General features: G+C 72.6%; 17 protein-coding genes. 9 read left to right on the forward strand and 8 right to left on the reverse strand.

Features of this window, described 5'->3' with window-relative positions:
• Together ACFVXG_RS42190 and ACFVXG_RS42195 are read left to right on the forward strand one after the other, a co-directional pair.
• Positions 1 to 588, forward strand: a 588-nt coding sequence (locus ACFVXG_RS42190; protein ID WP_387935800.1) for a methyltransferase domain-containing protein, incomplete at its 5' end; no start/stop codon positions are given.
• Entirely contained in the window at positions 518 to 1,123 is a 606-nt protein-coding gene (locus tag ACFVXG_RS42195) for a hypothetical protein (RefSeq protein ID WP_387935801.1), read from the forward strand. The genes ACFVXG_RS42190 and ACFVXG_RS42195, both read left to right, overlap by 71 nt.
• A gap of 13 nt (positions 1,124 to 1,136) precedes the next feature.
• Here ACFVXG_RS42195 and ACFVXG_RS42200 read toward each other — a convergent pair whose 3' ends face one another.
• Complete coding sequence (locus ACFVXG_RS42200) at positions 1,137 to 1,283, reverse strand: hypothetical protein (RefSeq protein WP_387935802.1); 147 nt, start codon at positions 1,281 to 1,283, stop codon at positions 1,137 to 1,139.
• A 150-nt stretch (positions 1,284 to 1,433) separates the two neighbouring features.
• On the opposite strand from ACFVXG_RS42200, the gene ACFVXG_RS42205 reads away from it, so the two are divergent.
• Positions 1,434 to 1,931, forward strand: coding sequence for a phosphoribosyltransferase (locus ACFVXG_RS42205; RefSeq protein ID WP_387935803.1), 498 nt, complete (start codon positions 1,434 to 1,436; stop codon positions 1,929 to 1,931).
• A 28-nt stretch (positions 1,932 to 1,959) separates the two neighbouring features.
• Here the strand turns inward: ACFVXG_RS42205 and pcp are convergent, their stop codons facing one another.
• From pcp to ACFVXG_RS42220, 3 genes are read right to left on the reverse strand one after another with little or no spacing between them, the layout of a single operon-like run.
• Positions 1,960 to 2,604 (reverse strand): pyroglutamyl-peptidase I, encoded by a 645-nt coding sequence (gene pcp, locus ACFVXG_RS42210; protein ID WP_387935804.1) that lies wholly within the window; start codon positions 2,602 to 2,604, stop codon positions 1,960 to 1,962.
• Between the two features lie 37 nt (positions 2,605 to 2,641).
• Positions 2,642 to 3,610: a DUF979 domain-containing protein gene (locus tag ACFVXG_RS42215; protein WP_387935805.1), complete on the reverse strand. Its 969-nt coding sequence runs from the start codon at positions 3,608 to 3,610 to the stop codon at positions 2,642 to 2,644.
• Positions 3,607 to 4,356, reverse strand: coding sequence for a DUF969 domain-containing protein (locus ACFVXG_RS42220; RefSeq protein ID WP_387935806.1), 750 nt, complete (start codon positions 4,354 to 4,356; stop codon positions 3,607 to 3,609). Before ACFVXG_RS42220 ends, ACFVXG_RS42215 begins: the two co-directional genes overlap by 4 nt.
• A 159-nt stretch (positions 4,357 to 4,515) precedes the next feature.
• Between ACFVXG_RS42220 and ACFVXG_RS42225 the strand changes: the two genes are divergently transcribed.
• Genes ACFVXG_RS42225 through ACFVXG_RS42240 form a run of 4 tightly spaced genes read left to right on the forward strand, consistent with a single transcriptional unit; the run spans position 4,516 to position 7,617 of the window.
• Positions 4,516 to 5,235 carry a GntR family transcriptional regulator gene (locus ACFVXG_RS42225; RefSeq protein WP_387935807.1) on the forward strand — a complete coding sequence of 240 codons (720 nt, stop codon included), beginning with the start codon at positions 4,516 to 4,518 and terminating at the stop codon, positions 5,233 to 5,235.
• Complete coding sequence (locus ACFVXG_RS42230) at positions 5,232 to 6,083, forward strand: LamB/YcsF family protein (RefSeq protein ID WP_387935808.1); 852 nt, start codon at positions 5,232 to 5,234, stop codon at positions 6,081 to 6,083. Before ACFVXG_RS42225 ends, ACFVXG_RS42230 begins: the two co-directional genes overlap by 4 nt.
• Entirely contained in the window at positions 6,080 to 6,703 is a 624-nt protein-coding gene (locus ACFVXG_RS42235) for an allophanate hydrolase subunit 1 (protein WP_387935809.1), read from the forward strand. The genes ACFVXG_RS42230 and ACFVXG_RS42235 overlap by 4 nt, the downstream gene beginning before the upstream one ends.
• A 50-nt stretch (positions 6,704 to 6,753) precedes the next feature.
• The gene (locus ACFVXG_RS42240; RefSeq protein WP_387935810.1) at positions 6,754 to 7,617 is read left to right on the forward strand and encodes a biotin-dependent carboxyltransferase family protein; all 864 of its coding nucleotides are present in this window, start codon (positions 6,754 to 6,756) and stop codon (positions 7,615 to 7,617) included.
• Between the two features lie 90 nt (positions 7,618 to 7,707).
• Here ACFVXG_RS42240 and ACFVXG_RS42245 read toward each other — a convergent pair whose 3' ends face one another.
• Positions 7,708 to 8,208: an RICIN domain-containing protein gene (locus ACFVXG_RS42245; protein ID WP_387935811.1), complete on the reverse strand. Its 501-nt coding sequence runs from the start codon at positions 8,206 to 8,208 to the stop codon at positions 7,708 to 7,710.
• Between the two features lie 220 nt (positions 8,209 to 8,428).
• On the reverse strand, positions 8,429 to 8,713 hold the full coding sequence (locus ACFVXG_RS42250) for a hypothetical protein (protein WP_387935812.1): 285 nt from the start codon (positions 8,711 to 8,713) through the stop codon (positions 8,429 to 8,431).
• Positions 8,714 to 8,835: 122 nt separating this feature from the next.
• On the opposite strand from ACFVXG_RS42250, the gene ACFVXG_RS42255 reads away from it, so the two are divergent.
• Positions 8,836 to 9,432: a TetR family transcriptional regulator gene (locus tag ACFVXG_RS42255; RefSeq protein ID WP_387935813.1), complete on the forward strand. Its 597-nt coding sequence runs from the start codon at positions 8,836 to 8,838 to the stop codon at positions 9,430 to 9,432.
• A gap of 39 nt (positions 9,433 to 9,471) precedes the next feature.
• Here the strand turns inward: ACFVXG_RS42255 and ACFVXG_RS42260 are convergent, their stop codons facing one another.
• Together ACFVXG_RS42260 and ACFVXG_RS42265 are read right to left on the reverse strand one after the other, a co-directional pair.
• Positions 9,472 to 10,527, reverse strand: coding sequence for a glycosyltransferase family 2 protein (locus ACFVXG_RS42260; protein ID WP_387935814.1), 1,056 nt, complete (start codon positions 10,525 to 10,527; stop codon positions 9,472 to 9,474).
• A gap of 249 nt (positions 10,528 to 10,776) precedes the next feature.
• On the reverse strand, positions 10,777 to 11,379 hold the full coding sequence (locus tag ACFVXG_RS42265; protein WP_387935815.1) for a superoxide dismutase: 603 nt from the start codon (positions 11,377 to 11,379) through the stop codon (positions 10,777 to 10,779).
• Between the two features lie 163 nt (positions 11,380 to 11,542).
• Between ACFVXG_RS42265 and tsaD the strand changes: the two genes are divergently transcribed.
• Positions 11,543 to 12,604, forward strand: a complete 1,062-nt coding sequence (gene tsaD, locus ACFVXG_RS42270) for a tRNA (adenosine(37)-N6)-threonylcarbamoyltransferase complex transferase subunit TsaD (RefSeq protein ID WP_387935855.1) — start codon at positions 11,543 to 11,545, stop codon at positions 12,602 to 12,604.
• Positions 12,605 to 12,663: the final 59 nt, after the last annotated feature.

Below are 12,663 nucleotides of genomic sequence, written 5' to 3' on the forward strand. Positions count from 1 at the left end.
GTCCACACCACCCCCCGCGCCTGGGTGGGGGGGCGGGGGGGGGGGGGGCGGGCGCCCGCCCCCCCGCGCCACCGGTTCCTGCCGGACCGGGTCTGGCTCTCCGGTGACGACGAGGTGCTGACGCCGTGCGACCGTGAGCGTCAGCCCGAGCGGTGGTTCGCTGCGGCCTACGGGGACGTGCCCGTGGTGACGCAGGTCAACGACGGGCAGGAGCCGGCGGACCTCTCCGACGCCTTGCCGTCCTCGTCCGCATCGGCGCCGTCGATCGTCTTCCGGATGCTCGAACTCCTGGATCTCACAACGGGGATGCGTGTCCTGGAGGTCGGCGCGGGCACCGGGTACAACGCCGCGCTTCTCTCGCACCGGCTGGGCGACGACAATGTGACCACGATCGAGATCGATCCCACTGTGGCCGGGCTCGCCCGGTCCAACCTCGCGGCCAACGGGTACTCCCCCACCGTCGTCTGCGGCGACGGAGCTCTCGGGTGGGGGTCCGCAGCTCCGTACCACGTGCTCGGTGAGGCGGGTTCCCTACGCCTGGATCGAGCAGGCCAGGCCGGGCGGTGTCATCCTCACTCCCTGGTGTGACGACTGGACCCACTGCGGTCTGCTCCGCCTCACCGTCGGCGAGGACGGCATCGCCACCGGCCGCTTCACCTCCGACAGCGCTTTCATGTTGATGCGCACCCAGCGCCGCGACCTCTTCCTGTTCCGGGACGTGGTCATGGACGACCACGTCCCGGTCGAGTCGACCACCACGCTCGACCCGTGGGCGGTGGCCGACTCCCCGATCGAGACCCAGTTCCCGCTCGGCCTCCGTCTCGGTGACCTCTGGTACGCCTGGGACCACGATCCCGGCGTCGACGGCGTCGAGATCCGCCTCTGGGTGGCCACGGCCGACGGCGGCTCCTGGGCCGCCGTCGACTGGGACGGCACCGACGGCACCGCGCAGTACACCGTGTGGCAGCACGGGCCCCGCCGCGTGTGGGACGAGGTCGAGGCCGCGCACCGGTGGTGGCTGGACAACGACCGCCCCGGGCCGGAGCGCCTCGGGCTCACCGTCACGCCCGAGGGCCAATGGGCGTGGCTCGACCGGCCCGAGCACGCCTGGCCGCTGCGGTAAGTGGCGAGCCGGCCTACTTCGCGGTCTGGATGGTGAGGATGAAGTGGTCGCCGGCGACGGCCTGGGCGGTGGGCGTGGCGGCCGTGAGGACGGCCACGGTGGCGATGCCGAGAGCCGCAGCCGCGGCAACGGCGATTCGGGTGATCGACGAGCGCTTCATCTCTGTCCTTCTGCGATCTTCGGACGGACAACTGAGCCCGGGATCGTATCAGCGGAAGATCGTCTTCTTGAAGGGGCGGAGCGGGCTCCCCGCCCGGGGTTCGGGGGGCCGGATTCGCCGGGTGGGCGGGTGTCGAGGAAACTGGACGGCGTGACTGATGTGCGAGAGATCCTGGACTACCAGACCTTCGGCCGGGCCGTGCGCGAGCTGGCGCAGACGATCGCCGACGACGGGTTCGAGCCCGACCTCGTCCTGAGCATCGCCCGGGGCGGCGTGTTCGTGGCGGGCGGTCTCGCCTATGCGCTGGACTGCAAGAACATCCACCTGGTGAACGTCGAGTTCTACACGGGTGTGGGCACCACCCTCGAGATGCCCGTGATGCTGGCGCCCGTCCCCGCCGCGATCGACTTCACGGACAAGAAGGTGCTGATCGCCGACGATGTCGCCGACACGGGCAAGACGCTGAAGCTGGTGCACGACTTCTGCCTCAGCCACGTCGCCGAGGTCCGCTCCGCCGTGATCTACGAGAAGTCGCACTCCCTGGTGAAGTGCGAGTACGTGTGGAAGCGGACCGACGACTGGATCGAGTTCCCGTGGTCGGCGCAGGACCCGGTCGTCAAGCGCCCCGGCCAGGTGCTCGACGCCTGAGCCGCCGGTCCGCCCGGGCGGGGCGGCCTCAGTGGGTCGCCCCCTCGGGGATGCGGAGGTCGGCGGTGCGGGTGGCGGCTGCGGTGAGGAGGGCCCGCAGGGCGTGGGCGACGAGGTCGGCCGGCAGGGCCGGCGCCGAGCCGTCGAGGACCTGTTCGGGCAGGGCGGGGATGTGGACGAACCCGCCACGGGCGGTGGGGTGTTCGGTCGCGAGCGTGTGCATCAGGGCGTAGAAGACGTGGTTGCAGACGAAGGTCCCCGCAGTGTGGGAGAGGGAGGCGGGTACGCCCGCCTCCCGGACGGCGGCCACGCACGCCTTGACGGGCAGAGTGGCGAAGTAGGCCGCGGGGCCGCCGGGGACGACGGGCCGGTCGACCGGTTGCCGGCCCGCGTTGTCGGGGATGCGTGCGTCATCGACGTTGATGGCGACGCGTTCGACGGTGACGTCCGGTCGGCCGGCTGCCTGGCCGAGGCAGACCACCAAGTCCGGGGAGGACTCCTCCATCGCGGTGCGCAGTTCCTCGGCCGCCTGCCCGAAGACGCAGCTCAGCCGGGTGGCGGTGACCAGGAGCCCCTCGGGCGGGTTGTCGGCGACGAGGCGGGCGACCTCCCAGGACGGGTTGACGTCGGCGCCGTCGAACGGTTCGAAGCCGGTGAGCAGGACCCTGGTCATGGAGCGGCCTTTCTGGGAGCGGGGCGGGCGGGACGGGTCAGAACGCGAAGAGCGACATGATGGCGATGTTGCAGACCAACAATGCCCCCGCGGTGGGGAGTTGGGCCTTGATCGGCCCGTACTGGTCCTTGAGTTCGAGCAGTGCCGCCGGGACGAGGTTGAAGTTGGCCGCCATCGGCGTGACCAGGGTGCCGCAGAAGCCGGCCAGCATGCCGACCGCCAGGACCACGCCCGGGCTGCCGTGCAGTTGGGTGATCAGGATCGGCCAGCCGATCGCGGCGGTCATCACCGGGAAGGCGGCGAAGGCGTTGCCCATGATGATCGTGAACAGCGCCATGCCCACGCAGTAGAGCGCCACCGCAAGGTACTTGCTGTTGTCCGGCAGGAAGTGGGTGGTGATCCTGCCGACTTGGGTGCCGACGCCGGCGCTCTGGAAGATCGAGCCCAGTACGGCGAGGAGTTGGGGCAGCAGCAGGGCCCAGCCCATGGCCTCCAGCAGTCCGCGGCCGGAGTGGAGGGCAACGGCGGGGTTGCGCTCGCGGGTGAGCAGCAGCGCCAGACCCAGGGCGACGAGTGAGCCGATGCCGAGCCCGAGCAGCGTCTCGCTGCCGGTCTGCAGCAGCAGACCGCCGCCCAGGTGCACGCCCTTGAGGAGCGTCCCGCAGGCCAGCGCGACCAGCGGGAGCGCCAGCGCCGGGATGAACAGCCGGCTGCCGAGGCGTGCGGCGGAGGCGGCCCGCCGCTCGGGGGCGGCGGCCGTGGACGTGCCGCGGCCGGTGAAGCCGAAGCCGGCCAGACAGATCATCGCCAGGACGGCGACGCCCAGCGGCGCGGCGGGCGCGCTCTTGTCGGCGACCCACGTGCCGTAGACGAAGCTCGCGCCGAGCAGGCCCCAGAAGGCGGCGCTGCCGTAGCGCTTGGGGTTGCCGCGGTCCACGGCCATCTGCGCCGCCATCGCGATGAAGACGGCTCCGACCAGCCAGTACAACCACTCGACCTTGATCACTTGCTGCTCTCCTCGATGCGGTCGGCGGCGGGCACCCCGACGGTGGTCGCCCCGGCGGTGGTCGCCCCAGCGGTCGCCGCGGGCAGGTCCCGGGCGAGGGCGCGGTCCAGGCGCAGCAGGCGCGCGCCGTGGATGAGGGTGGCGCAGACCGCGGTGGGGATGGCCCACAGGGCGAGCTGCACCGGCTCCAGGTCGGCGTGGTACGTCGCGTCGACGAAGCCGGTGATCAGGAGGATCGAGCCGACGGCGAGGAAGCAGTCCTCGCCGAAGAACAGCCCGACGTTGTCGGCGCTCGCGGCGAAGGAGCGCACGCGTTCGCGGGCCTTGTCGGTCAGGGTGCCGTGGTGGCGCTCGGCGGCGGCCTCGGCCATCGGCGCGACCATCGGGCGCACCGCCTGGGCCGGTCCGCCGAGGCTGGTGAGGCCGAAGGCGGCGGTGAGCTGGCGGACCACCAGGTAGACCGCGAGTACGCGTCCGGCACTGGCCTTGGCCAGCTTGTTCATCAGGGTGCGGGCCTGCTCCTGGAGGCCGTGGCGCTCCAGCAGGCCGATCACCGGCAGGGTGATCGCGAAGAGGGTCACCGAGCGGCTGGAGGCGAAGCCCGTGCCGAAGGCCTCCAGGACCTTCAGCGGGCTCATCCCGCCCAGCAGTCCGGTGAGGACGCCGGCGGCGCCGACGACGAGGAGTGGATTTCGCCGGGTGGCGAACCCGGCCACCACGACGAGGATGCCGACAAGAACGATCATGTTCCTGGCCGCCTTTCGGACGGGCCTCCACCCCGCGGGTGACCGTCTGGGGCACCACGGGCGGAGGAGGTCGCAGCCTGGGTGGGCCGCGACCGTGCGGGGGTTGCCGAGAGGCTAGGGGATTGTGGAACAATCCGACAAGAGTTCAGGAGGTGGAACGTGACCGGAGTTTTCGACGCACTCGCGGCCGACCGGGGCCGGCTCGACCGCGCCAGCGCCGCCCAACGCGTGGCCGACGTGCTGCGCGACCACATCACCGAGGGCCTGCTCGCCCCAGGCACCCGGCTCTCGGAAGAGGCGCTCGGAGAAGCGCTCACCGTCTCGCGCAACACACTCCGCGAGGCGTTCCGACTGCTGGCCGACGAGCGGCTGGTCGTCCACAAGATGAACCGGGGCGTGTTCGTCCGGATCCTCGAACCGGACGACGTCGCCGACATCTACACGCTGCGCCTCGCCCTGGAGACCGCCGGCGTGCGCGCCCTGCGGAGCGCGACGCCCGAACGCCTGGCCGCGGTCCGAACCGCGCTGAACGACGCGGAGGCCGCCGAGGCGGCCGGCGACTGGATCACCGTCGGCACCGCCGACCTGCACTTCCACCAGGCCGTCGCGGGGATCGCCGGCAGCGAACGGATCGACGAGTGCATGGCCCGCCTGATGGCCGAGCTCCGCCTGGCCTTCGCCGCCGTCCCGTCGGCGAGCGGGCTGCACGCACCGTTCCTGCGCCGCAACCAGACGCTCGCCGGGCTGCTGGAGACCGGCGAGATCGACGACGCCGAGGTGGAGCTGACCAGGTATCTGGACGACGCGCGCGCGGTGATCGTCCGCGCGATGACGGACGGCTCCATGTCGGACCACTCCGCGTCGGACGGTTCGGCGTGACGGCGCCCGAAGGCACCGAAAGCACCGAAGGCGCCCCCACGACGGTCGTCGACCTCAACGCCGATCTCGGCGAGGGCTTCGGCCGCTGGACGCTCACCGACGACGAGGCCCTGCTGTCGGTGGTCACCAGCGCCAACGTCGCCTGCGGCTTCCACGCCGGGGACCCGAGCACCATGCAGCGGGTGTGCGAGCTGGCCGCGGCCCGGGGCGTACGGATCGGCGCCCAGGTCTCCTACCGGGACCTCGCCGGGTTCGGCCGCCGCGCGATGGACGTCCCGCCCGACGAACTGGCCCACGAAGTCGCCTACCAGATCGGGGCGTTGCAGGTGTTCGCCCGGGCAGCCGGAGCGGACGTGGCGTACGTCAAACCGCACGGCGCGCTGTACAACCGGACGGTGCACGACGAGGAACAGGCGGAGGCGGTGGTCCGGGGCATCCGCCTGGCCGCGCGGGAACGGGACCTGCCCGTCCTCGGGCTGCCCGGCTCGCGACTGCACGAGGCGGCCGGGCGGGCCGGACTGCCGGCGGTCGCCGAGGCCTTCGCCGACCGCGCCTACACCCCGCACGGCACGCTCGTGCCACGCCGCGAACCCGACGCCGTCGTCCACGACCCCGACGCCGTCGTCGACCGCTCGGTCGCCATCGCCCGGGACGGCGAGGTCACCGCCCGCACCGGCGAGCGGATCCGGGTGCGGGCCCGCTCGCTGTGCGTGCACGGCGACACCCCGGGGGCCGCCGACCTGGCCCAGCGGGTGCGGACCGCGCTGTGGCGGGCCGGGGTCCGCATCGAGGCGTTCGCACCGGCAGCGGCACCGGCGCCGGACCGGGCGGGGAGAGGTACGGGATGAACCTGCGCGTACTGCGGGTCGGCCCGGACGCGCTGCTGGTCGAACTCGACGGCGCCGACGAGACGATCGCCTTCCACGCCGAACTCCAGCGCCGCCGCACGGCGGCCGGGTTCCCGTCCGTCACGGAGGTCGTGCCGGCCGAACGCACCGTCCTGCTCGACGGCGTGGCCGATCCGGACGCCCTGGCCACCGAACTGCCCGGCTGGCGCGTGCCGCCGCTGCGGACGACCAGCGACGAGACCGTGACCGTCCCGGTGCGCTACGACGGTGCCGACGTGGCGGAGGTCGCCGCAGTGTGGGGCGTCGCCGAGGACGAGGTCGCGCGGATCCACTCCGCGACCGAGTTCCGGGTCGCCTTCAGCGGCTTCTCCCCCGGCTTCGGCTACCTGACCGGCCTGCCCGAGCGCTACCGGGTGCCCCGGCGGGCCGTCCCCCGACCCGTCGTCCCGGCCGGGGCGATCGCCCTCGCCGGCCGGTACACCGGCGTCTACCCGCGCTCGTCCCCGGGCGGGTGGCAGCTGATCGGGCGCACCGACGCCGTGCTGTGGGAGCCGTCCCGTGAACCCGCGGCCCTGTTCAGCCCGGGGACCCGGGTCCGGTTCGTGAGCGAGGAAGCATGAGCGGGGAAGATGAGCGAGGTCGGCGAGGAGAGCCAGGAGAGCGAGGAAGCATGACCGTCACCGTCACCCGCTCCGGCCTGCTGACGACCGTCCAGGACCTCGGCCGGCCCGGGCACGCGCACCTGGGCGTGCCGCGCTCCGGCGCGCTCGACCAGCCCGCCCACCGGCTCGCCAACCGCCTGGTCGGCAACCCCGCGACGGCCGCCACCCTGGAGACCACCGTGCTCGGCTGCGCGGTGCGGGTGGACCGCGCGGTGACCGTGGCCGTGGCCGGCGCGCCGTGCGCCGTACGGGTCGACGGGCGGCCCGCCGCCTGGGCCGCCCCGGTCCGGCTGCCCGCCGGGGCGCTGTTGGAGGTGGGCCCCGCGACCCGGGGCGTGCGCAGCTACCTCGCCTTCGCCGGTGGGATCGCCGCCGCACCGGTCCTCGGCAGCCGCTCCACCGATCTGCTCTCGGGGCTGGGCCCCGCTCCCGTGGCCCCCGGGGACGTGCTGCCGCTCGGCGAGCCGGCCGGTCCGCCCGCCGGGGTGGACGTGGTGCCGACGCCCGCGCCACCGGACCCGCTGCTCCTGCCGGTGCTGCTCGGCCCGCGCGACGACTGGTTCACCGCGCGGTCCCTCGCCGTCCTCACCGGCCCCGGCTACCGCGCCTCCCCCACCAGCAACCGGATCGGCCTGCGCCTGGACGGCCCGCCCCTGGAGCGGGCCCGCGAGGGTGAACTCCCCAGCGAGGGCATGGTCCTGGGCGCGGTGCAGGTCCCGCCCGACGGCCGCCCGGTGGTCTTCCTCGCCGACCACCCCACCACCGGCGGCTACCCCGTGATCGGCGTCGTCCCGGCCGCCGCACTGGCCGCCGCCGCCCAGGCCGCCCCGGGCACCCCGGTCCGCTTCACCCCGATGCGACAGCGGCGGTGAGTCGGCGCCGGGGCCCGCACCGGCAGGTCGCCGAACCCGTCGAGCCCCTGCGGCCCGAGGGGGCGGCAGGGGCTCGACGGGCCTGCTCTCCTACGCGGCCAGGACGTCCCATTCCTGGAGCTCGTCGTGGTCGGAGACCGCCTTCACCACGGAGTTGAAGCCACCGATGGACTCAATGACGTAGTTCCTGTCAAGGAACTCGGTGATGACGACCTTGTCGTTGCTCCTCTCGAGGTTCCACCACTGGGCCGGGTTGTTGGCGTTGCACGGGATCAGGAGGATCGGGTCCCCGGAGGTGGAGGGCGCCTGCAGGCAGAGGGTGTTCTTGTAGACGTTCCTGATCTGGAACGCTCCCTGGGCGGTGGAGGTCAGGACCCAGGCCTGAATGGCGCTGCCGTTGGCCGGATAGGTGATGGGCGACGGCCCGCCACCGTTGCCGTCCAGCATTCCGTTCGCCGCCTCGTTGAAGAACCGGACGTTCTGGGACAGTTGTCGGCGATCGCCGGCCGCCGCCTGCCCGGTGGAGACCACCGTACCCACGAGGGCCAGCGCCACAGCGCCTGCGGCGATGGCCGTTCTGGTGTCGAACAAGGTCTTCTCCTTCTGCGAATTCTCCCCGGACTTCACGGCCCTTCGACAGCCGCATGCGCGATGGAAGCAGCCCGCATGGGGACGTACAAGAACCATTGCCCGGAGGCTCTTTCGCGTTGCGGAGAATCATTCGAATTGCCGTACCCGCGTTAAGAGTTCGATCTGAAGGTATGTCCCGCCCGACAGTCGGCCGGGCGGAGGGCCGGGGTCGGGTCGCGCGCTACTTCCGGCCGCCGGCCCGGCGGGCGAGCCTGGTCTCCGCCTTGAGGAGCAGGGGCATCAGGGCGTAGACGACGACCGGGACGACGAAGGCGGTCATCACCAGGGTGCGCAGCGGCACCGGGAGGCTGCCGAGGTGGGGCCCGAGAAGGAGGAAGGCCGTGGTGATGGTCGGGTAGACGGCGAGCCAGGTGAGCAGGGCGCGGCGGTGGACCGAGGGGGCCGCGGGGGCGACGGCGACCTGGGCGGTGGCGGGGGCTGCTGGGGTGATGGTGTCGGTGGTCATGGCGCGGGTCCTCCCCTTGGTGAGCGGGTGGAGACCACATCTCCAACCCTTCGGTTGGAGTTTGGCACGCGCGGACGCGGATGTCCAACCATTGGGTTGGAAATTTGGGATACCCTTGGGCCATGGCCTGGGACACCGCACGCACGCAGCAGCTCCTCCTCGACGCCGCGGTCGAGGAGTTCGCCGAGTTCGGCCCCGACGGGGCCCGGATCGCCCGGGTGGCGACCCGGGCGGGGGTGAACAAGGAGCGGATCTACCAGTACTTCGGCAACAAGGAGCAGCTCTTCTCCGCCGTGCTGACCTCCGAACTCGGCAAGCTGGCGGAGGCGGTGCCGCTCGCCCCGACCGCGCGCCTGGACCTCGGCGACTACGCCGGGCGGGTCTTCGACTACCACTCGACCAACCCGCACCTCTCCCGGCTGTTGGCCTGGGAGGGCCTGCAACGCGGCGCGGATTCCGAGGAGTTGGCGGCCGGGCCGGAACGCACCGCGCACTACGGGGAGAAGGTCGCCGCCGTCGCCGCCGCGCAGCGCAGCGGGGACGTGGGCGGCGAAGTGGATCCGGCGCGGCTGATGTTCGCGGTGATCGGCCTGGTGAACGCCTGGTTCACGCTGCCGCAGATGGTCCGCCTACTGCTCGCCGGTACGGCGGACCCCGCGACGGACCGGGCGGCCGTGGTCACCCTGGTCCGCCGGCTGACAGCGCCCACGGGCGACTGAGCGGCCGAGTGGTCAAGCGGGCAGGGCGCCCGGCCCCGTTCAGCCCCGCCGCGCGGCCGCGACCCGGCGGGCGGCGGCCTGACGGGTGCGGCGGACCGTGCGGTGGAGGCGCTGGACGGCGATGAAGCGGTTCATCGCGTCGGCGAGGGTGAGGCGGTACTTGAGCCGCAGCTGGGCGTTGAGGCCGGCGATTCGGTCGGGGCCGATGGCCTGGAGGAGGCGGCCGACGTGCCGCTGGTAGACCTCCCAGTAGTTGCGGTCGCCGTCCGGGATGGACCAGAAGAACATCGGGATCTCTTCGGTCAGGCAGTTGCGGTCGTAGGCGCGCAAGTACTGCTCACTGAAGAGGGTTTCGGGGCGGCCGAGCAGCCACTCCCGGACGAGTTCCATCGAGCGGACCCGGTCGATCAGGCCACGCGGGTCGGTCTTCTTCTGGGTGATGGACAGGTTGCCGTCCTCGCGGACCCGCCAGTGGTAGATCGGCTCGGCGAGCACGTCGACCCGCTCGGCGAGGAAGTGGTGCGGGACGCTGACCGGGGCGTCCTCGTACAGGATGCCCTCGGGGTAGCGGATGCCCGCGGCGTCGAAGAAGGAGCGCCGGTAGACCTTGTTCCAGGCGGTGCGGTCGGTGACCAGGGCGGGCAGTTCGCTGACGTGGGTGCGCAGCCGGGTCTCGCGGAACGGGCGGCGGTGGGCGTGCGAGGGGGTGAGCCCGGTGGTGCGCAGGCGCATCGCGTTGCCGGCGAGGAAGTCGGAGCCGGTCTCGTCGAGCGTGCTGACCATCAGCTGGTAGGCGTGCGGCGGCAGGGTGTCGTCGCTGTCGACGAAGGCCAGGTACTGGGTGCCGGGGGCGAGGTGGCGCCAGCCGGTGTTGCGGGCGGCGCCGAGGCCCTTGTTCTCCTGCTGGACCAGCCGGAAGCGGGGGTCCCTGGCGGCGTACTGCTTGGCGATCACCGGGCCGTCGTCGGTCGAGCCGTCGTCGACCATGACGCACTCGAAGTCCTCGAAGGTCTGGGCCGCGATCGAGTCCAGGCACTCCGCGAGGTAGCGCTCGACGTTGTAGATCGGGACGACGACGGACAGACGAGGGGCCATCGGACGGCCTTTCGCTCAGGAGCGGACGGGCCGGTCGGCCGGGCGGCCGCCGACCGCCGGTGACCGGCGGTGATCCGAGCGTAGCGACCGCTGGCCGTTCCCGGGCGAACAACGGGTGGCGGCGAGTCTTCGGTTCGGTGTGGCCGACGTGACCGGTGTCAACGGCCGTGGCGGGCCGTCACGGTGGGGCGCACGGGGAAGGGCCCCGGACCGCCCGACCGGTCCGGGGCCCTTCCGCTCGCCCGGTGCTCAGGCGCCCTTGACGGCGGCGAAGCGGGAGGAGACGTCCTGCCAGTTGACGACATCCCACAGACGGGTGACGTAGTCCGGGCGGACGTTGCGGTACTGCAGGTAGTAGGCGTGCTCCCAGGCGTCGAAGGCGAGCAGCGGGGTGGTGCCCTGGCCGACGTTGCCGTGGTGGTCGTAGACCTGCTCGACGATCAGGCGCTTGCCGAGCGGCTCCCAGGACAGGATGCCCCAACCGGAGCCCTGGACACCGGTGGTGGCGGTGGTGAGCTGCTTCTTGAAGGCCTCGAAGCTGCCGAAGTGCTCGGTGATGGCGTCGGCCAGCTCGCCCTCAGGGCGGTCGCCGCCCTCCGGGGACAGGTTCTGCCAGAACAGCGAGTGCAGCACGTGGCCGGAGAGGTGGAAGGCGAAGGTCTTCTGCAGGCCGACCAGGCCGCCGAACTGCTCCTTGTCGCGCGCCTCGGCGAGCTGCTCCAGGGTGTCGTTCGCCCCCTTCACGTAGGCGGCGTGGTGCTTGGAGTGGTGCAGCTCCAGGATCTCGGCGGACATGGCCCGCTCGAGCGCGGAGTAGTCATACGGCAGGTCGGGAAGCGAGTAGGTGCCCATCAGGACACGGCCCCTTTCGGCGGGTTGAGCGTTGACGATCGTGCCGGGACAACACTATTGCGTATGGCTTGCAGGAACGAAGCATGGGCTCCTGCTTATTCCTCACATCCCGTCGGGCACAATGGTCACCCGTACGTGTAATGACTGAAGAGGGTGAGTGACTGTGACAGGGTCGCCGGTGGTCGTGCTGGGCATCGAGTCCTCCTGCGACGAGACCGGCGCCGGCCTGGTCCGGGACGGCGTGCTGCTCGGACAGGCGGTGGCCTCCTCGATGGACGAGCACGCCCGTTACGGCGGGGTGGTGCCGGAGATCGCCGCCCGGGCGCACGTCCACGCGATGGCCCCGGTGGTGCAGGAGGCCCTGGACCGGGCCGGGCTGACGCTCCGGGACGTCGGGGCCGTCGCCGTCACCACCGGCCCCGGGCTGGCCGGCGCCCTCCAGGTCGGGGTCGCCGCCGCCAAGGGCTACGCCTTCTCGCTCGGCGTCCCGCTCTACGGGGTGCACCACCTCGCCGGGCACGTCGCCGCCGCGACCCTGGACGGCGGGCCGCTGCCCGACCCGTGCATCGTGCTGATCGTCTCCGGCGGGCACACCTCGCTGCTGCTGGTCCGCGACCTCGCCCGGGACCGGATCGTCCACCTCGGCGACACCCTGGACGACGCGGCCGGCGAGTGCTTCGACAAGGTCGCCCGGATCCTCGGACTGCCCTACCCCGGCGGACCGGCCGTCGACCGGGCGGCGCGGGACGGGGACCCGGCGGCCGTACGGCTGCCGCGCCCGCTGACCGGGCCGCGGGACGACCCGTACGCCTTCTCCTTCTCCGGCCTCAAGACCGCCGCCGCCCGCTGGGTCGAGGCGCAGCGCACGGCCGGCGCCGAACCGCACGTGCCGGACGCGGCGGCCGCGCTTCAGGAGGCCATCGCGGACGTGCTCACCCGCAAGGCGGTGCGGGCCTGCGCCGACCACGGGATCGACACCCTGGTGGTGGTCGGCGGGGTCGCCGCCAACTCCCGGGTGCGGGCGCTCGCCGAGCAGCGGTGCGCCGCGGCCGGCATCACCCTGCGGGTGCCGCCGCTGCGGCTGTGCACGGACAACGGCGCGATGGTCGCGGCCGTCGGCGACCTGCTGGTCCGGGCCGGAGTCGAACCGGCGCCGGCGGACGTGTCGGTGGACCCGTCGGCGCCGCTGGAGTTCGCGGCGCTCAGGCCGATGGCGGCCAGGTGACGGGCGCGGTGCTCAGGCCGATCCCGGCCAGGTGACGGCGCGACCGGGTGACGGGCGCG

Origin of the sequence: Kitasatospora sp. NPDC058162 (assembly GCF_042884005.1) — a bacterium.
GTDB lineage: Bacteria > Actinomycetota > Actinomycetes > Streptomycetales > Streptomycetaceae > Kitasatospora.